Raw genomic sequence first — 18,938 nt, 5'->3', positions numbered from 1 at the left:
CTTGCCTACCGTGATTGATAATCGTTGTCAACCCCTACTGCCTGGGGTTTCGTTAATGTCGAGTTTCTTGTTGACACGTCATACACATCGCGCTATTGTTGCTCCTGCACTTGAGAAAACACCACACTTAAAAGGAGCAACACAATGTCTAACCTCACCGGTACCTGGGTCCTCGATCCCGCCCACACCAGCATCGCCTTCATCGCCCGCCACGCCATGGTGACCAAGGTGCGCGGCAACTTCGATGAGTTCGAGGCCACCGTCGTCGTCGACGAAGCCAACCCGGCCAATGACTCCGCAGTCGCCGTCATCAAGACCGCTTCCGTCCACACCGGCAACGCTGACCGCGACGGCCACGTCCGCGGCGACGACTTCTTCGCTGTGGAGAAGTTCCCCGAGATGACCTTCGCCGCCACCTCCTTCAACCTCCACGGCGATGGCAGCACCGTCACCGGCGACCTCACCATCAAGGACGTAACCAAGCCCGTCACCCTCGACGTGGAGATCTTCGGCGTCGAGGAAGATCCCTTCGGCAACACCCGCGTCGGCTTCGAAGCCAACACCAAGATCAACCGCAAGGACTTCGGCGTCGACTTCCAGGCCCCGCTGGCCTCCGGCGGCGTGCTCGTCTCCGAGCAGGTCACCATTCAGATCGACGGTTCGGGCATCAAGCAGGCCTAAGCTCCGCGCTCTTCACCCCCGCACGGGCCCACAGTGGTCTGCGCGGGGGTTTTCTTCTACCTCATCTTCAAATCATCAATGGCAAACTCAGTTCGATCCTGCACGAAGTGATAACGCTCCGGTACGCAGGTGAGCACGATAACTTGCCCCTTCTTTCCCATCTGCTCAAACAATGTCGACATGAGGGCCAGCCGGTGCATATCGGTGGACCCCAACGCATCATCAACGACGACGGGAACAGGTACCCATCCATCACTGGCCTCCCGAGACACCAACTCGGCGATGGCGAAGCGAGTGAGAATCGCTAGCTGTTCTCTAGCCCCGCCCGACAGGAAGTCGAGGCCGACCGTGGCCTCCCCGACGGTGCGATCAGTCACCTGCAGCGTGTCGGACAGCTGGAACTCCACATCATCGCCGAACACCCACCGAGCCAGTCGGCTGAGCTCATCAGCAAACGGCTGCGCGTAACGGGCCCGTGCCGCATCCCGATGCCGGTGAAGAGTGTTTCTCAACATCTCCACCGCCTCGGCACGACGCTGCACCGAATCCAGACGATGCGTTGCGGCAGCCAACGACGCCTCCGCCTTTTCCAGGCGTTCGGCCGCACCCGTGGCCATCTCGATCCGCCCACTGAGCTCCGCAAGCTGCGTCGTCGAATCCGCGATTTGCTTATGCAGCGATTCGACTCGCGTCGCCTTCGTCCGGTGCAGGCCCGCGGCCCGCTCCGGATCGGCCGCCGCCACCTCGGCCTGGGCCACGCGCCACTGCTCGACCACCGCATCCCGCGCTGCGCGCTGCTTGTCGACGTCCCCGTCCAACTCCGCCGCGCCCGCCTTCTCCTCCGCGTCAGCCAACGATTTCTTCGCGGCACCGTCGGCCTGCTCCGCAGCTTCGATTCGCACGCTCAGCGTGCTCAGCGCGGTCGTGGCTTGTCGCTCACGCCACGGAGTTAGCGCCGCATCGAGTTCGGCGGCCTCCGCTCCAAGCCGATCGAGTTCCTCTTCCGTCGCCCGAACGTTCGCGGTGGCGGCAGCGACATCAAGGTCCTCGGGGAGCGCCTCGCTCCCCTCTCCGTCGGCTGTGAGTCCGGCGAGCTCGGCGGCGAGGGACTCCGCATCGGTGCCGCTGAGCACTGACGTTCTTTCGCGCTCTAGGGCAGCGAGCTTTTCGGCTACCTCCCGGTAGGCATCGCGGCGGGTGCGAAGTGCGTCGAGGGAGGAGCAGCCCAAGTCTTGGAGTAGCTCAGCCACCCGGGCCGTGGCCCGAGCAACCAGATCCTCCTCAGCAGCCGATTCAGCCAGTCCGGGGAGGTAGCGGGCGGTGACCTCGCCGATTGTGATTTCACTTCCGCGTTCCAACTCCACGGAGACAGCTTCAGTGCCAATGGCAACTTCTTCGCCGTTGACCAGCACTGACCCGGGGGTAGTCGCCGTCAACTGGAGTTTGGATGTGGTTTGCTCCCGCAGCCGTTGTTGGAGGATGAGTTCTTGGCTGGCTTCCTCTACCGCGCGGACGTGGGCATCAGAGACCTTCAGGCGAGCATGTTCTTGTCGCAGCTCCGCGATCTGGGTAGTCAGCTCCGTGACCTGCCTGTGCTTCGCAGCCACCTCGTCCCGACGCACAGCTGCCTCGACCCGCCGCGCCACTGAGCGCGCCTCCCGCACATTGGCTGCTGCCACCGCCTGTTGGCGCTTGGCCTCCTCTAACTTCTCCCCCAGCTCTACCAATTGGGCTGCTTCGGTGGCCGCGGCCGCGGCCGCATCCTCCAGCCCGGCGCGGCGGCGGTCGAGCTCGGCGGCGGCGAGAACGACGGCGTCGATAAGCAACCGGCGCTGCTCGACGGCGTGAGTGGCGCGCTGAAATTCCCGCTCCGCTCGCTCTACCTCGCCCGCCAACGCCTCCGCCTTCGCTGCGGCCTCGGCGGCAACGCGGGCCACCTCGGCGGCAGCCTCCGCTTCGGCCACAGCCTCCGGCAGCACCGCGGTCGCCCGTGCGCGGGTATCCGTGACGTGGTCGTGCCGGAGAACGTAACCATCGAGCTCCGCGGCCGAAGCCTGGGCTGCGGAGTTTTCCTCGGTGGCGGCCTTGACATCGTCCATGGCCTGGGCCAGCTCGCCGCGCTGCTTGCCGGTCGCGGTGTAGTAGCGCTGGTATTCACTGTTCACCGCAGCCATGAGCCCGGTGTCCTCGATACCAGCCCCCTGGGTACCGGATGCCCCGTCAAGAGCGCGGGTGAGGGAGGAAATGCCAAGGGCATCGACGCTGTTGCCCAGGTCATCCTGGCGCAGGAACAAAGTGCTCAGCAGGTCCGAGTCAAGGTGCTCGGCGATGAGCTCCTTCAGCTTCGATTCCGCTTCGTCGCCGGTGAACACCTGGCGCTGCGGGGAGGACAGGGACAAGCGAGCACTTTTGTCCCGGAACCACGTCTTCTCCACCGAGAAGGCCACCGGGCCCAAGGACATGGTCACCGCAACAGAGGGAGAGACGTCGCGGTCGACGGGCTTGGCCGCCTTGACCACCTTGTTCTTCGCACTGTGCTTCTCGTTGAGAACGAGGTGGAGGGCATCAAGAATGGTGGACTTACCCTTCTCGTTATCGCCGTGAATGACGATAACCCCAGTGTCGGGCAGTTCCTTGAGTTCCAGGTGGTCAATGCCGCGGACGTTGTCAAGGGTCAGGGAGTGGATGCGCATGAGCTAGGACTCCTGGGACAGACGGAAGAGGAGGTTGACGGCGTCGCGGGCGGTGGGGTCCTCGTCGGCTGTGCTGACTAACTCGGTCAACGCGGTGGCCGCGAAACCGGATAGGCCGAGATCCGCGAGCTCCTCCTCCCCCGGTTCCACGTGCAGGTCGGTGAGGCGCTCACGTTCGTAGAGGGCGGCGAAGACGGGGGTGCGAGCCGCCACTCCGGTCTCGAGCTGACGGGTATCGGTCATGGTGAGGGTCCCGCGCAGACCGTATTTGATCACGGTGCGGTCTTTATGGGGATAGGCGTCAAGGGCCGCCAGGAACTCCGCCACATCCGCGGCGGACGCCAGCTCGCGGTCCAGGGCCTCGAAGGTCCACTCCCCGATCGGGACCTCTTCCACCACGACGGACGCATCCGACGCCGAGGATTTAGTCACCTCCACAACGAGGGCCTTGCCGGAGTTTGTCTCGCCCCCGCCGGCGGTGGCCAGATCACGAAAATCAGTTACCTCGGGTGACCCCGAAAACCACACTCGCCCGGAGTCGCCCACAGGTTGCGCGGAATGGGTGTCCCCTAACGCCAGGTAGTCAATGGTGCCGTCAGCGAGCCGGGCCTCGACGTGGGCCAGATCAATGAGGTCGGCGTGGATGTCATTGGAGCGGGATTCCGCCTGGCCATGGCCCACCATCACCCGGATCCCATCGGTGGGCTCGAGGCCATCGAGTGCCCGGCGCACCAGGTCAGTCGTCGAGCGCTTGGCCAACAAGGGCGCCCCGACGAGCTCCACCCCCGGGGCCACCTCCACCGGAATGGAGTCCCCGAGGACGTGGACCCCATCGACGTCGATGCGGCGGAAAACCGAATCCGCCACGAGCGGGTCGTGGTTGCCGGGCAGCAGATACACGGGGACAGGCAACGCCCGCAACCGCTCCAGTGCGCGGCCGGTCACCCGGTCAGACAGAGAGTTATGTTCAAACACGTCACCGGCGACGACGATGAAGGCGCAGCCGTGCTCGGCCGCCACCTGGCCGAGCCGGTCGATCGAGCGGAGGCGGGCATCATCGAAGCGGCCTTGGGCATCGGAGTCCAAGAACCACCGGGTCATTCCCAATTGCAGGTCAGAGGTGTGGAGGAACGTGCATGACGTCATGAGTCATTGTCTATCACGCCACCCTGACACAAGGCGTCGTACAGGTCTTCCAAGTCGGACACGGCCCGCAATTGTTCGACATTGGTATAGGAAATAATCCGCATGGCCTTGTGCAGAAGATCCAGGTCAGAGTCGTCGAGCGCCGGAGCCAGGCGAGGGGTCGGCAGGTCAGGGAACTGCCGGCCCGACCAGAACAGCTGTGGGTCATCCTCCGACTCCTTCGCCGCTCCCTTCGCCTGGGCCATGACGGCCTGCTCCAACGCGGGAAGGTTGAGGCCCCGGATCTCGAAGAGCAGCTGCGGGTCGGCATCAATACGCGAGGCAAGCACCTCAACGACCGCCACCTCGTGCTTGCACACCGGGGCCGGATCGGGGCAGTCACAGAGGAAACGAATGTCCTCCGGGAGTTCGGTGACCAGCACCTTGAGCAATTCCTCGGACAGATCTCCCTGCCGGGCCCGCTTCATGCCGTTCGGGGTACGGGCCAGTGCCGCCGCGACGTCACTGAGCTCATCGGAGGAGCGATAGGGCAACACGACGGAGACATTGAAGGGCTCGTTTTGGGAGCCCGCCACCTGCGCATGTGCCCGACCGTTGAGCAGCTCCAGGGTGACCACGTGGCCTCCGGCCGCGTACTTGCGGCCGCGGCTGAGGCGACCGCTGTCGGTGCGGGAGGTAATGGCGTCGATAAGCACTTGTGCCCCCGGCGACATCTTCTGCCGGGATCGCTGCGGGATGGCCGTGACATCGGCCGGGCCACTGACGCGGGTTTTGGCGCCGAAGTTGGCGTAGATGACGTTGTCCTCAGATGGGCGCTGCGGCATGTTATTCCTCCCTCCCGCGATAGCTCATGAGCTGGGCAAGCTGCTCCGGGCCGAGCTCAGTGATCCAGCCCTCGCCCTCACCGATGACGGCGCCAGCAAGTTCCGTCTTGCCATCAAGAATGTCTTGGATGGATTCCTCCAGCGTACCGGCGGTAATCATCTTGTACACCGCGACGTTTTTGTCCTGCCCGATGCGGAAAGCCCGGTCGGTGGCCTGATTTTCCACGGCCGGGTTCCACCACCGGTCCATGTGGATGACCATCGACGCAGCGGTGAGGTTGAGGCCCGTGCCACCCGCCTTGAGCGAAAGGATCATCGCGGGCGGACCTCCGGGCGATTGGAAGTTGGCAACCATGCGATCGCGGCCAGTCTTGGTCACGCCGCCGTGGAGGAAGGGAATGGTCTCGCCGAAACGCTCGGAAAGATAAGGAACGAGGAGATCGCCGAAGGCCTTGTACTGGGTAAAAATGAGCACGCGCTGCTCAGTCGCCACGGCCTCGTCGAGCAGGCGCATAAGTTCCGCCACCTTGCCGGAACGATGGCGGCCCTTGGACGTCACCGAGGAACCGTCGCCGAGGTACTGCGCCGGGTGATTACAAATCTGCTTGATGCGCGTGATCGTGGCCAGCACGAGGCCGCGGCGGGCCATCCCCTGGCGCTGGGCGAGGCGAGTCTGGACATCATCGACCAGCGCCTTGTACAGCGCCGCCTGCTCCGCCGTCATCTGCACAGTAATAATCTCCTCATTCTTCTCCGGGAGATCATCGATGATCGTCGGATCAGTTTTGAGGCGGCGCAAGATAAACGGCGCGGTGAGGGCACGCAGCCGTTCCGTCATCTCCGGGTCCTGCTCGCGCTCGATGGCTTTGGCGAAATGGTTGCGGAAAAAGCTCGTCGACCCGAGCACGCCCGGATTGACAAAATCCAGGATGGAACGCATTTCGCTCAGGCGGTTTTCCACCGGAGTGCCGGTCAGAGCGATGCGGTGTCGGCTGGGCAGTGAACGCACGGCCTTGGACGCCCGCGTGGTGGAATTCTTAATCGCCTGGGCTTCATCGAGCACCACGCGATCCCACTCCACCGTGCCCAGCTCCTGGAAGTCGCGCCCCACCACGCCGTAGCTGGTGACCATGAGGTCGGTGGTGTTCAACGTCGCAAGCAACTCCTCGCCGTGGAGGCGCTCCGGCCCGTGATGCACCAAGACCCGCAGGTCCGGCACGAAACGCGCCGCTTCCTTCGCCCAGTTGCCCACCACGGACGTTGGGGCGACCACGAGGGTCGGCCCGGCGGCTTCCCCCCGCTCGTGCTCGATGGCCAGCAGGGACAAAAGCTGCAGCGTCTTGCCCAAGCCCATGTCATCGGCGAGGACCGCACCAAGGTTATTGCGCGACATCCAGTACAACCAGTCAACGCCGCGCCGCTGATAGTCACGCAGCTCCGCGTGGACGGTAGCGGGCAGCTCGACGCGTTCCGGGGCAACGGTCGCGGTTCCGCCGAGCAGGGCTGCGTGCCACGTCGAGCCGGTGAACTCGATGGGCTCGGCGGCCATGGATTCCAGAGCAAGCTGCCGCAACTCCGCGAGGGTGACCTCGCCGACATCCCCGCCCTCCGAGAAATCCTGGTTAAACGCTTCGCGCTGCCGGTCCACAGCAGCAACGAGCTCCTCCCAGCCCGGTTCCTCCAGCACGCGCGCCCGCTCCGCACGAGCGGCGGCCTTATCCAACTCTTTCCTGCGCCGCTTCCGCGAGGTCGCGGCCAGCTCCTGCATATAGCCCGTGATCTTGGCCAGGGCGGAGGTATCGGCCATGACCCACTCGCCGCGCAGCTTAATCAGGCCGGTCTTGGAATTAACCAGCTCCGTCATCTCCGCATCGGTCAGCTCAATATCGCCCACCGACATGCGCCAGTTGTACTCCACGATTTGATCGAGCCCGAAATGCTTCTTCGTCGCCCCCACGGCCGCATCGGTCTGCTCGGAGGTTTCCAACCGCGCCTTGGTCTCATAGGTCGACCACGCCTTCGGCAGCATGACCACGAACCCGGCAGCCTTAAGCTTGGGCACATCACGGGCAATAAACTCGACGATTTCAGCGGTGGTCAGGTACACATCCCAGTCACCGGCTTGCTCGCGGTGTCCCGGGTCAATGCCAGCATCAGTGCCAAAGCGGGTCCGCAGGGAAGGATCAAGCAGATCACTGACGTCGATCGCCCGGCGCTGGGACGAGCGCAGCTTTTCCACGCTCGCCCGGTCCACCTCATCCGTGCGCACCGGTCGCGGCGAGTCCGTCCCCGAGCGCACCTGCACCCGAACGGGCCACGAGTTGTCATCCGGATCGACGTGCAGATCATCCTTGGAAGGTTCCTCCACGATGAAGACCAACTGCAGATCGATCGCAGTGATGGAATCTTTCCAATCGTTCACTGCGCGCAGCAGTGTCGGCCCACCGCGGCGCAGCGGCGTGGAATTGAGCAAGGATTCGGCGAAATCGTGCCAGGGATAAGGCCGCGGCGATTGCGACAAATCCTCCAATAGCGCCGAGGCATTCCAATGGATGAGCTGATCCGCAATCGACTCGAGGTTCCGGTTATTCGCCGTGAGAATGCCCGGCGCGGAGGCGACCATCTCCGCCAACCAGCCCCGCTCCCCCAGGCCCGAGGCCAGTTGCCACTGCGGCCACCACATGCCGTCTTCGAAGAGCAGCTTGGGCACCACCCGACCGGCTTGGGCAAAGCGCGCCAAGCCGGTGTTCATGCGCACCAGCCACTCCAGGTCGGGGGCGATGGCCGCCCGCTGGGCTTTCGTCGCCGCCGCGCCTGGCTCCAGGAGGAACGCCAGCTGGCTGAGCACCTCCACTGCCTGTTCCGGCGCGAAAGAGGCGGTGGGAATGGTCAACTCAACCTTGCGGCCTTTCGGAGTCCGCAACTCTGTGCGAACTCGATGCCGAAAAGAACGGTCCCGGAGGAGGAAACGGGCCGCTGGCGGGAAGGTCGACTGAGGCACCGCTGAGGGCAACACCACCCGATGTCCCTCCACCTGCTCGACCCAAATATGGAGGCCGGAAGGCATCCAGAGGCCGTGCAGAAGGAAAGAAGGCATAGGTTCTTTTCTACCACCTGGGGCAGACACAAGCAGGGTCGAGCATCATCGACGTCATCGTGGGCTCGCTCCCCTGGTGACGAGTTTGTTACAGGGTTGTTACGTTCAGGCCCGATGCAGGTTATCTCCTGGTTCTGCACACTAAGATCGTGGGCTAGGTCTCAATGGTGGGACTATCGGTTTGGGCACACAATGCCTGGGCCGTTAACGTGCGGAACGACACCCTGTTTCCACGTCTACGAGATTTTCTACAAGGAGGACCGCACGGTGAGCGAAACAACCTGGTTCATCATCGCCATCATCATGTATATGGCGCTGATGCTCGCGATTGGTTATTGGAGTTATCGCAAGACAGATAAGTACGACGACTACGTGCTGGCTGATCGCGGATTGAACCCCTTCGTCGCCGCCATGTCCGCCGGCGCCTCTGACATGTCGGGCTGGCTGCTCATGGGCCTGCCGGGCGCCCTGTTTGTCACCGGTATGTCCGAGCTGTGGATTGCCATCGGCCTTCTCGTCGGTGCCTGGGCAAACTGGAAGTGGGTGGCCCCCAGGCTGCGCTCCTACTCTGAGGTGGCCAACAACTCCATCACCTTGCCCAGCTTCTTCGAAAACCGCCTGCACGACAAGTCCCGGATCCTCCGCATCGTGGCGGCAGGCATTATTATCTTCTTCTTCACCTTCTACGTCTCCGCCGGCATGGTTTCCGGCGGCCGCTACTTCGAGGCAACCTTCGGTGGCGAATACCTCAACGGCATGCTCATCATCGCGGCCGTGACCGTGGCGTACACCTTCATCGGCGGCTTCCTGGCCGTCTCTTATACCGATGCGGTGCAGGGCATGATCATGTTCGCCTCGCTCATTATTGTGCCGGTCATGGCGCTCATTGCCTTGGACAATCCCTCCGATATCTGGACCTGGGCCGCGTCGAATGACTACGGCCCGTACACCAGCGGCGTGGGCAATCCGACGTACTTCAACATGATCGCCGGTGTTTCGGCCGCGGCGATCATCGGTAACTTGGCGTGGGGTTTGGGCTACTTCGGGCAGCCGCACATCCTCGTCCGCTTCATGGCTCTGCGCTCCCCCGCCGAGGCGAAGGTGGGCCGCTGGATCGGCATTGGCTGGATGCTCCTGTGCATCCTCGGTGCCACGGCCACTGCTGTCATCGGTACCGTGTTCTTCTCGCAGAACCCGGATATCGCCGTCACCGACCGTTCTGCGTTTGAGACGGTCTTCCTCGACATGGGGCGCATTCTCTTCCACCCGCTGCTCGCTGGCCTCGTCCTCACGGCCGTGCTCGCCGCGATCATGTCGACGATGTCTTCCCAGCTGCTTGTCGTGTCCTCCTCGCTCATTGAGGATCTGTACAAGATCATCCGCAAGCGTCTGCCTGAGGAGAATGTCCTCATTAACCTCTCGCGCTCGGCGGTCTTCGTCGTCGCCATCGTGGCCGGCATCTTGGCCATCACGCCCTCCGACACCATTTTGGGCCTGGTCGGCTTCGCCTGGGCAGGCTTCGGTGCCGCCTTCGGCCCGCTGGTCTTGGCGTCGCTGTATTGGAAGCGCCTCAACGCTCCGGGCGCGATCGCCGGCATGATCACCGGCGCGGTCGTGGTCCTCGCCTGGGGCACGCTCGGTGGGTCCGACATCATCTACGAAATGGTTCCGGGCTTCATCGCCGCCTCCGTCGTGATGATTGCTGTCACGCTGCTCACCGCCCCTCCCAAGCCGGAGGTTCTCGAGGAGTTTGATAAGGCCTCTCACCTGGCCGCCATCGTGAATAAGCACGAAGACATCGACATTGAGGTCGCCGCCGCAAAGGTCGAGCGCGGCGAACTCTAGCCAGGGGATCTTCTCAGGGAACCTGCGCAGCCTCACACCAGTCCAATACTGGTGTGAGGCTTTCTTTTTTCTTCGCCGTCCTCGTTGTCGCCACCGCCGTCATGGTGGTGCCCCGCGGCCTTCCCCAACCGCTGCCTGAGGTCGCTGACGTTCCCCAACGTGCCCGCGTCCTGGGCTACTCGCGCGCCGAGTTCGGCTCCGGCTGGGCTCCCCATGGCCCCTGCACAATCCGGGAGGCGCTTCTCGCCTCCCTGCTTATCGACGCCGTCTTAGACACCCCCACCTGCACCCTCACCGGTGCAGCCACCTTCGACGATCCCTATACGGGATCCACGTTGAGCGTCTCCGATGCCATCGACATCGATCACATCTTCCCGCTCTCCGCGGCGTGGGATTTGGGCGCGCATCGTTGGACACCGAGCCAGCGCCAGGCATTCGCCAATGATCCCCGCAACCTCTACCCCGTGTCCGCCGCCGCGAACCGGGACAAATCTGACCAGCTTCCGTCGGACTGGATGCCGTCGCACCGTAGCTCGCGCTGCTGGTACGCCCAGCGCCTCGCGGCAGTCGCCGAGGCCTACGAGCTTCCTCTCCCCACCGCAGACATCCGCACGATGAGGCGGGCGTGTCACCACATCCTCACGTAGCTTCCCCCACCTGGCTTCACTAGGATGGCCAGGGAATACCGAGACTACCAATTCTGAAAGGGTCACTCCTTGACCACCATCATGATCGTCCTCCACGTGCTGGCGGCTGTCCTGTTCATCGGACCCGTCACCATCGCTACGTCCACCTTCCCGGCCCAGGCTGTCAAGGCCCGCGCGGGTGACGCGAAGGCCGCTGGAGCCGCTGCCGTCCTGCACCGGATCACCAGTGTCTACGGCATGCTCTCCGCCCTCGCGCCGATCATCGGCGTGGGCATCATGTTCACCGATGGCTCCTATTGGCGGGAGGGCAAGTACCACATCGCGATCACCCTGGCCGTTATCGCGTGGGCAATCCTCCTCTTCCTCATCCAGCCTCGCCAACGGAAGATGATGGGCTCTCTCGGCCTGCTCGACGCTGGGGACTTCGATCCCGAGGCAGATCAGCTCGACGACGCCAAGTGGGACAAGACCAAGTCTCAGCTGTCCATGTTTAGCGGCATCTTCGCCCTCCTTTGGGTCATCATGCTCGTCCTCATGTACCTCTAGAGGTCACCCCAGCGGGCAACCAGGTGTGGCTTTTCTCCAGCAACACCACGGGCTCTGGATTCCACTGCAAGTTCACCCCACGTACTTCCGATTGGAGTAAAAAGTGAACATTGATTTTAGGGACTATGCAGCGTCAATTTTGCAGGGCGACAAGGTTCGCCTGCGAGCTCTCGAGGAGGATGACCTCCCCCTGCTGGCTACCTGGTGGAATGACCCGACGTGGATGGTCTTTCAAAACGCCAAGATCACACCGACGCCGCACTCTTCTACGATTGACATGTTTCGAACGTGGAGTGGCAACAAGGATGCGAGCAGCTTCGGCTTTTCCATCGAGGAGACCGCGAGCAAGGAACTAGTAGGTCACGTCACTGTCTGGGGAATTGATCCGATTGTCCGTGCCGGAACTCTCGCTATCATCATCGGTGGCGAGCACGTCGGTCGGGGCCTCGGCACGGATGCCATGCGGGTGGTGCTCCGATTCGCTTTCGAAGAGCTAGGCATCAACAAGATCGAGCTCAGTGTCTGGGAGTACAACTCCCGGGCGCTGCGAACGTACGAACGCGTGGGGTTTGTCGTCGAAGGGTCACGTCGCGCGGCTACTTTTCACGCCGGGCAGTACTGGGCCCAGATTCAGATGGGAATTCTCCGGAGCGAATATCTGGAGACTCGTTGATCTGAATCGACCGCCCATCCGGGTCGTCAATACGAAGAGAGCGGCCGAAATCTTCGTCCACAATCTCTCCACCCGAAAACTCGGCATCGTTCAACCGCCGCATCGTGTCCTCAAGCGGCTGATCCGCCTCGAAGCACAGATCAATCGACCTCGATTTGTGTCCGGTGTCTGCGCTCGACACCGAGTGGAGAGCCAACGTGCCCCCACTGGCCTGGAGCTCCACCCAGTCGCCCGCCTCGGCGTGAAAACCCTGGTCCAGGCCAAGAGCCGAGTAGAACCGAATGCTTGCGTCAGTATTCCCGACATAGATGACCGGCAACAGGCGCATCTTGTTACTCCTGTCGAAGCTGTTGAAGACGATTGTCGCTCGTGGAAAAGCGCATGCACCCCAACTGTAACCGGGCTGACCCACTGACATGCAGGCGTTGATATTCCCCAATGCGAGCTCGTCCACGTGGTTGAGGGCGGGTCCTTTGTGTTGCGACAGTTGTGTGAGCCTCTCGTCTTTTCACCGAGGGACACACGCACACGGGGGTAAAGGTCTGCCGGGTCTCCGCCGGCTGTCATTCACTGACATTGCTGCGTGCGGATGTAGAAATCATGGCGGAATCGCAATCGCCCACCTGGACGCCGCACAGCGACTTTCGCGGCAGTGCACCCACCCCTCACATCCGCCTCGAAACCAACAGAGGGGATGTCCATTAGCCTGAGCTTCACTTATGCCATACGTGATCTAGGTCATACGCTAGGCTTGAAGCCACCTAGCCACAAAGGGGACATGATGAGCGTCATGCTTGCCGCATCCGGCATCTCGTCCGCTTTGCGGCTAACGTCCAGCCACTCATGATCTACGAATACGAGAACGGCACACATTGCACTGGTAAGGATCCAAACGCAAACAGCTGCCGAGACACTTTCAACAAGCCAGGGGTTAAGAACTACCAGCTCAGTGCTTGTCTCGCGCGGAGAAAATACGAAAGTCAGGGCTAGAATGTCTACCTTCATCGTTGTCGCCATCGCGGCCATCGTGCTCATCATCATTCCTGGCGGGCTGATGCAACAGCGCATCCGCAAGCATTCGGAAGAGCCCGACGCCGAAGCCCGCCAGGCAGCACTCGACTTTCAACGAGATGTTGACCGAGGACGAGCAGGGTTTTAGCCCGATATTCTGCATCAATCCCTCAATGACGGGAATGACCGCGGAGCCGGCCGCGACCTGAATGGACTGTCGGTCCCCCTTTTTCCGATGCCGCAGGGATTTAGCATGCCGTTGGGGCACTACTCAGTAGGGTCGGTTTCCCAGCGCTTGCCTTTGTAGCGCAAGCGGTCACCTGTCTTTAGTGGTGCTACCCGGTGCCAGGCCGGGGCCGGGATCCAGCACATTGTGTCCCTCGACCGCCGAGCAACCCAAAACCCGCACTTGCTAACAACTCCGGGGTCAAACGCCCTTCCCCACCCGCCGAGTTGTTAGGAAGTGCGGGTTTCGCCGACACAGTGGGCCTGAAGAGCTAAGGAACAAGAAAATTGGACATCCATCCAAACAGCTCTACCGCCACGAGCACCCGCCCGGGTGACAGGCCGGAGCCGGGCCAAAACCCGCACTTGCTAACAACTCCGGGGCCAAACGCCCTTCCCCACCCGCCAAGTTGTTAGGAAGTGCGGGTTTCGTCGTCGGCAGTGGGTCTGCAGACGAAAGGCCTGGTGCCTCCCCACATCGGGGAGGAACCAGGCCTCTAGTTAGGTCGGCGTACTAGTCGCGCCAACCGCCACGTCCACCGCGGTCATTGCGGTCGCGTCCGCCACGGTCATCGCGGTTGCCACGGTATCCACCGCGTCCACCACGATCGTCGCGGTCACGTCCACCGCGGAAACCACCGCGGTCTCCGCCACGACCACCACGGTCGTCGCGCTCAAAGCGACGCGGGGGGCGTCCACCGGAGTCGGGCTCGATGTTGATGAGCTGACCGGAGATGCGGGTATCGGACAGGCGGCCCAGGACCGACTTGTCCATGTCCTTCGGCAGTTCGACCAGGGTGTGGTCGACGGCGATGGTGATGCGGCCGAAGTCCTTGGAGGTGAGGCCACCCTCGTTGGCCAGGGCGCCGACGATGGCACCTGGGCGTACGTTGTGGCGCTTGCCCACGGCAAGACGGTAGGTGGAGAAGTCACCGTCGCGGTCGAAGCGGGAGCCACGGTCTCCGCCACGATCATCGCGGTCGAAACGGCCGCCACGGTCACGGTCGAAGCGACCACCACGGTCGCCGCGATCGCGGTCGTTGCGCTCGCGGCGTTTCTCCGGCGGGGCTTCCTTCATGAGGAAGTCGCTGCCAGCCTGAGCCTGGGAGGCCAGAGCTGCGGCGATATCCTCGACGGGAACGTCGTGTTCTTCGGCGTAAGCCTTGATCATGCCGCGGAACAGGTCGATCTGCTTGGACTCCAGGGACTCGGTGATCGAGTCCATGAACTTGCCCTTGCGGGATTCGTTGACCTCATCGACCGTCGGCAGTTCCATCTCGGTGAGCGGCGCGTTGGTGGCGCGCTCGATGGCGCGCAGCATACGACGCTCACGCGGGGTGACGAAGAGGATCGCCTCGCCCGTGCGACCCGCACGGCCGGTGCGGCCGATGCGGTGAACGTAGGACTCGGTGTCGTTCGGGATGTCGAAGTTGAACACGTGGCTGATGCGGTCGACGTCAAGGCCTCGGGCGGCGACGTCGGTGGCAACCAGGATGTCCAGGCGACCGTCCTTGAGCTGATCGACGGTGCGTTCACGCTGGTTCTGCGCGATGTCGCCGTTGATGGCGGCAGCGGAGAACCCGCGGGCGCGCAGCTTCTCGGCGATTTCCTCGGTCTCGTGCTTGGTGCGCACGAAGACGATCATGGCCTCGAACTCGGTGACCTCGAGGATGCGGGTGATCGCGTCGAGCTTGTTGCGATGCGCGACGTTGAGGAAGCGCTGCGTGATGTTGGTGGCCGTGCGGGTCTCCGACTTGACGGAGATTTCGCGCGGGTCCTGCAGGTACTGCTTGGAGATCTTGCGGATGCCGTTGGGCATCGTCGCAGAGAACAGAGCGACCTGCTTGTCCTCCGGGGTGTCCTCCAGGATGCGCTCAACATCGTCTTGGAAGCCCATGTTGAGCATCTCGTCGGCCTCATCGAGGACGAGGAAGCGCAGGCGGGAGATGTCGAGGGAACCCTTTTCCAGGTGGTCGATGATACGACCGGGGGTGCCGACGATGATCTGAGCGCCGCGGCGCAAGCCGGAGAGCTGGATACCGTAGGCCTGGCCACCGTAGATCGGCAGGACGCTGATCTTGCCGAGGTGGTCAGCGAAGGACTGGAAGGAATCGGCGACCTGGAGCGCGAGCTCACGGGTCGGAGCAAGGACCAGCGCCTGGGGCGAGCGATCCTGCATGTCAATGCGGGCAAGAATCGGCAGCGCGAAGGCTGCGGTCTTGCCAGTACCGGTCTGGGCAAGGCCGACGACGTCGTTGCCTTCCATGAGGACCGGGATAGTCTGCGCCTGGATGGCGGAAGGGGTCTCGTAACCGACCTTCTTCACCGCGTTGAGGACGGCGGAGGGCAGACCGAGGTTGGCGAAACCGTGTTCGTCATCCTGGTCATCGCCAGCGTCTTCTGAGGCGTCTACTGCCATGTCGGCAGCGGTATTAATAGTGTCATCGTTGTCCGAGAAATCTTCGGTCTCGGAGCCGGTGGCCTCAGAAGTATCCGCGTCCCTGGTGTCCTTGTCGCCCTGGGCCGGAACATCGGGATCAATAACATCCTCGACGGTCAGCGGCCCGGTGGCGGTGGAGGCAGCAGAAGCTGCGTCACCTTGCGGGTTTTCCTGAGATTCCGACGTGCTTAGGTCATCCGGCTCATTTACGCCGCCGGTGGCGTTATCGGTAATGCTCATTGCCTGACCAGAGTACGCCACGAGAACACAAGATGCTATTCATCTCCGTGGTGTCTTCCGCTACATTGCTTATCGACGTCCGCCGGGGTCACAGTAGGGCAAAACCTACTGCAACACCCCGGTCTCCGTTTCCACGGCCGCCACCACGTCCCCGGAGACAACGAGCTGCGTGGCGTGCTCGATCTCGGGTGCTAGGAACCTGTCCGGGCCGGGGCCCGGCACAGCCTCCCGGAGGGCGTTAATCACCGCGGTCGTTGCCGGCGAGGGTCGATGCTCCCGCATCTCGATGGCCCGCGTGGCGGTGAGGATCTCCACGGCCAGCACCCGGGCGAGTCCGTCGACGCTGCGGCGGAGCTTGCGGGCGGCCGACCAGCCCATGGACACGTGATCTTCTTGCATCGCCGACGACGGGATCGAATCGACGCTCGCGGGGGCGGCGAGGCGCTTCATTTCTGAGACAATGCCCGCCTGGGTGTACTGGGCAATCATGTGGCCTGAGTCCACCCCTGGGTCGAAAGCGAGGAAGGGAGTGAGTCCGCGGTTGCGGGCGGCGTCGAGGAAGCGATCGGTGCGGCGCTCAGAGATGCTGGCCAGATCCGCGCTGACGATGGCGAGGAAGTCCAGCACGTATCCCACCGGCGCGCCATGAAAGTTGCCGTTGGAGGTCACCCGCCCGTCGAGGGCGACAACGGGATTATCGATCGCGGAGGACAGTTCCACCCCGGCCACCCGGCGGGCGTGGTCGAGTGTGTCCCGGAACCCGCCTGCCACCTGCGGAGCGCAGCGCAGGGAGTAAGCACCCTGGACGTGGTGTTTGGCAAAGCGCTCGGCGGCGCGCTCAAGGATGTCCGAACCTTGAGCGACGGCGAGAATGTTCGCGGCCGACGCAGCCTGCCCCGGGTGGGGCCGCAATTCTTGCAGGTCCGGGGCGAAGACGGTGAGCGTTCCCTCCAGCCCCTCGACGGTCATGGCTGCGGCCACGTCTGCCGTCCGAGCGAGTCGATCGAGGTCGTGGATGGCCAGGCACAGCATGCCGAGCATGCCATCGGTGCCGTTGATGAGCGCCAGGCCTTCCTTTTCCTGGAGCACCACCGGTGCGATGTTGTGGGCAGGGAGGGCCACGGCGGCGTCGATAAGCTCTCCGGAAGTGTCGCGGACCTGCCCGTCCCCCATCAACGCCAACGCGCAGTGCGACAGGGGTGCGAGGTCGCCGGAGCAGCCGAGTGAGCCGTACTCATGGACGACGGGGGTCAGTCCCGAATTGAGCATCGCGGCATAGGTGCTGGCGACCAGGGGGCGGACGCCGGTGCGGCCCGTGCATAGGGTGGACAGCCGCAGGAGCATGAGGGCGCGAATAACCTCGCGTTCGACCTCTGGGCCGGAACCCGCCGCGTGCGAGCGGATGAGGCTGCGCTGCAGCTCAGTGCGCTTGTTGTGGGGGATGTGCTTGCGCGCCAGCGCCCCGAAACCAGTGGATACGCCGTAGACGGGATCGGGCCCTTCCGCGAGGGAATCAATGTGCGCTCGGGTCTCCTCCATGGCGGCGAGGGACTCAGCCGAGATCTCCACCCGCGCTCCGTGGCGGGCCACGTTCACGACGTCGTCGATGCTCAGGGCACCAATGCCGATGGTGATTGCTTCAGTCATGTTTTTTAAAGCCCTTCGTCATGGGAAGTGTGCTGGTGCCAGGCGGAGACAAGCTCGCCCGCCCGATAGGTCTGCCAGGTCAGCGGCATCCCCGGCCGGTAAGCCAGGTCAATGGCGTGGGGAGTGTTGAGGACGTGGAAGTCGGCGGCCGCCCCCACCACGACCGTGCCCTTAGCGGGTCGCCCCTGGGCATCCAAGCCACCGCCGACATCGTGGCGGCGCAATGCTCGCGCCCCGCCGGCCGTTCCGGCATGGATCGCCTCGTCCAAGGTGAGGTGCTGCTGGAGCACCGCAGTGGCAATGCAGAAATTCATCGAGGAGGTACACGACGTCCCCGGATTGAGGTTGGAGGCGATGGCGACGTGAACCCCGGCGTCGAGAAGCTGGCGCCCTGGCGCCAATGGTTGGCGGGTCGACAAATCGCAGGCGGGCAAAATCGTCGCGACGGTCTCGGAGCCAGCCAGCGCCGCGATGTCCTCGCCGGTAACGAAGTTGACGTGATCGACGCTCGCCGCCCCCAGCTCCACGGCCAACTGCACGCCGGCACCGGGCCCCAGCTGATTTCCGTGGACCCGCAGGCCCAAACCCTTCCGGTGCCCGGCTTCTAACACTCGGCGCGACTGCTCCTCGGTGAATGCGCCCCGTTCGCAGAAGACGTCAATCCAATCAACGTGCGGGGCGACGGTGTCGAGCATCTTTCCAACGACGAGGTCGACATACTCTTCCGTGTCGGCCCCCGGAGGAACGAGATGGGCACCTAGGAAGGTGACATCGTCGACGAAGCGGGACGCCAGCTCGGTGGCGGCGAGCTCGGAGGCCACGTCGAGCCCATAGCCAGTTTTGGTCTCCAAGGTGGTGGTTCCGCCGGCGTGGGCGGCCGCGATGCGCTCGAGGAGGAGGCTTTCCAGCACATCCAGCCTGGCAGATCGGGTAGCCTCCATGGTCACAGCGATACCGCCGGCGGCATAGTCCTGCCCCGCCATGCGAGCCTCGAACTCGGCGGCCCGGCTACCGGCGAAGATCATGTGGGTGTGCGAGTCCACCCATCCCGGCAGCACCACCCGCCCACCGAGGTCTATTGCGCCGTCGGCGGCGGGTGCTTTCACTGCCGAGCCGACCCAGGCGACGCGGCCGTCTTCGACGAGGATGGCGGCGTCCTCGATGGTTCCGCGGTCGGACACGGTGCGGAGCTCGGATATTCCTTTAAACAATTGGGAGTTCAT

General features: G+C 63.4%; 14 protein-coding genes. 6 read left to right on the top strand and 8 right to left on the bottom strand.

Annotation, left to right across the window (positions count from 1 at the left end; translation table 11 throughout):
- Positions 1 to 144: 144 nt before the first annotated feature.
- Positions 145 to 681 carry a YceI family protein gene (locus tag CATRI_RS05050; protein WP_290220307.1) on the top strand — a complete coding sequence of 179 codons (537 nt, stop codon included), beginning with the start codon at positions 145 to 147 and terminating at the stop codon, positions 679 to 681.
- Between the two features lie 56 nt (positions 682 to 737).
- On the opposite strand, the gene CATRI_RS05045 is transcribed toward CATRI_RS05050, so the two are convergent.
- The 4 genes from CATRI_RS05045 to CATRI_RS05030 are packed head-to-tail and all read right to left on the bottom strand — an operon-like array spanning position 738 to position 8,441.
- Positions 738 to 3,374, bottom strand: coding sequence for an AAA family ATPase (locus tag CATRI_RS05045; RefSeq protein WP_290220305.1), 2,637 nt, complete (start codon positions 3,372 to 3,374; stop codon positions 738 to 740).
- A 3-nt stretch (positions 3,375 to 3,377) separates the two neighbouring features.
- Positions 3,378 to 4,520, bottom strand: coding sequence for a metallophosphoesterase family protein (locus CATRI_RS05040; protein WP_290220303.1), 1,143 nt, complete (start codon positions 4,518 to 4,520; stop codon positions 3,378 to 3,380).
- A complete protein-coding gene (locus tag CATRI_RS05035) occupies positions 4,517 to 5,344 on the bottom strand; it encodes an SWIM zinc finger family protein (RefSeq protein WP_047252825.1) in 828 nt (275 codons plus the stop codon). Before CATRI_RS05035 ends, CATRI_RS05040 begins: the two co-directional genes overlap by 4 nt.
- Position 5,345: 1 nt before the next feature.
- The gene (locus CATRI_RS05030) at positions 5,346 to 8,441 is read right to left on the bottom strand and encodes a DEAD/DEAH box helicase (RefSeq protein WP_290220300.1); all 3,096 of its coding nucleotides are present in this window, start codon (positions 8,439 to 8,441) and stop codon (positions 5,346 to 5,348) included.
- A gap of 267 nt (positions 8,442 to 8,708) precedes the next feature.
- On the opposite strand from CATRI_RS05030, the gene putP reads away from it, so the two are divergent.
- The 4 genes from putP (at position 8,709) to CATRI_RS05010 (ending at position 12,152) form a co-directional block, all read left to right on the top strand.
- The gene (putP, locus tag CATRI_RS05025) at positions 8,709 to 10,286 is read left to right on the top strand and encodes a sodium/proline symporter PutP (protein ID WP_290220298.1); all 1,578 of its coding nucleotides are present in this window, start codon (positions 8,709 to 8,711) and stop codon (positions 10,284 to 10,286) included.
- A gap of 53 nt (positions 10,287 to 10,339) precedes the next feature.
- Positions 10,340 to 10,933 carry an HNH endonuclease family protein gene (locus tag CATRI_RS05020; protein WP_290220296.1) on the top strand — a complete coding sequence of 198 codons (594 nt, stop codon included), beginning with the start codon at positions 10,340 to 10,342 and terminating at the stop codon, positions 10,931 to 10,933.
- Positions 10,934 to 11,002: 69 nt separating this feature from the next.
- Complete coding sequence (locus tag CATRI_RS05015; RefSeq protein ID WP_290220294.1) at positions 11,003 to 11,479, top strand: DUF2269 domain-containing protein; 477 nt, start codon at positions 11,003 to 11,005, stop codon at positions 11,477 to 11,479.
- Positions 11,480 to 11,582: 103 nt separating this feature from the next.
- Positions 11,583 to 12,152 carry a GNAT family N-acetyltransferase gene (locus CATRI_RS05010; RefSeq protein WP_290220292.1) on the top strand — a complete coding sequence of 190 codons (570 nt, stop codon included), beginning with the start codon at positions 11,583 to 11,585 and terminating at the stop codon, positions 12,150 to 12,152.
- On the opposite strand, the gene CATRI_RS05005 is transcribed toward CATRI_RS05010, so the two are convergent.
- Positions 12,076 to 12,606 carry a VOC family protein gene (locus CATRI_RS05005; protein WP_290220290.1) on the bottom strand — a complete coding sequence of 177 codons (531 nt, stop codon included), beginning with the start codon at positions 12,604 to 12,606 and terminating at the stop codon, positions 12,076 to 12,078. The genes CATRI_RS05010 and CATRI_RS05005 overlap by 77 nt on opposite strands.
- Positions 12,607 to 13,143: 537 nt before the next feature.
- On the opposite strand from CATRI_RS05005, the gene CATRI_RS05000 reads away from it, so the two are divergent.
- Complete coding sequence (locus CATRI_RS05000; RefSeq protein WP_290220288.1) at positions 13,144 to 13,311, top strand: hypothetical protein; 168 nt, start codon at positions 13,144 to 13,146, stop codon at positions 13,309 to 13,311.
- A gap of 591 nt (positions 13,312 to 13,902) precedes the next feature.
- Here the strand turns inward: CATRI_RS05000 and CATRI_RS04995 are convergent.
- The 3 genes from CATRI_RS04995 to hutI all read right to left on the bottom strand — a co-directional run bounded on the left by CATRI_RS04995 (position 13,903) and on the right by hutI (position 18,938).
- The gene (locus CATRI_RS04995) at positions 13,903 to 16,068 is read right to left on the bottom strand and encodes a DEAD/DEAH box helicase (protein ID WP_290220286.1); all 2,166 of its coding nucleotides are present in this window, start codon (positions 16,066 to 16,068) and stop codon (positions 13,903 to 13,905) included.
- 105 nt (positions 16,069 to 16,173) lie between these two features.
- Positions 16,174 to 17,715, bottom strand: coding sequence for a histidine ammonia-lyase (hutH, locus tag CATRI_RS04990; protein WP_290220284.1), 1,542 nt, complete (start codon positions 17,713 to 17,715; stop codon positions 16,174 to 16,176).
- A gap of 5 nt (positions 17,716 to 17,720) precedes the next feature.
- A complete protein-coding gene (gene hutI / locus CATRI_RS04985) occupies positions 17,721 to 18,938 on the bottom strand; it encodes an imidazolonepropionase (RefSeq protein WP_290220282.1) in 1,218 nt (405 codons plus the stop codon).

It is taken from the genome of Corynebacterium atrinae (assembly GCF_030408455.1).
Classification (GTDB): Bacteria; Actinomycetota; Actinomycetes; order Mycobacteriales; family Mycobacteriaceae; genus Corynebacterium; species Corynebacterium atrinae.
This window is presented reverse-complemented; position numbering and strand designations above follow the sequence as displayed.

Coding starts and splice junctions, on each gene's coding strand:
- CATRI_RS05050 (WP_290220307.1), top strand. CDS start 145: ATGTCTAACCTCACCGGTACCTGGGTCCTCGATCCCGCCCACACCAGC.
- CATRI_RS05045 (WP_290220305.1), bottom strand. CDS start 3,374: ATGCGCATCCACTCCCTGACCCTTGACAACGTCCGCGGCATTGACCAC.
- CATRI_RS05040 (WP_290220303.1), bottom strand. CDS start 4,520: ATGACGTCATGCACGTTCCTCCACACCTCTGACCTGCAATTGGGAATG.
- CATRI_RS05035 (WP_047252825.1), bottom strand. CDS start 5,344: ATGCCGCAGCGCCCATCTGAGGACAACGTCATCTACGCCAACTTCGGC.
- CATRI_RS05030 (WP_290220300.1), bottom strand. CDS start 8,441: ATGCCTTCTTTCCTTCTGCACGGCCTCTGGATGCCTTCCGGCCTCCAT.
- CATRI_RS05000 (WP_290220288.1), top strand. CDS start 13,144: ATGTCTACCTTCATCGTTGTCGCCATCGCGGCCATCGTGCTCATCATC.
- CATRI_RS04995 (WP_290220286.1), bottom strand. CDS start 16,068: ATGAGCATTACCGATAACGCCACCGGCGGCGTAAATGAGCCGGATGAC.
- hutH (WP_290220284.1), bottom strand. CDS start 17,715: ATGACTGAAGCAATCACCATCGGCATTGGTGCCCTGAGCATCGACGAC.
- hutI (WP_290220282.1), bottom strand. CDS start 18,938: ATGAACTCCCAATTGTTTAAAGGAATATCCGAGCTCCGCACCGTGTCC.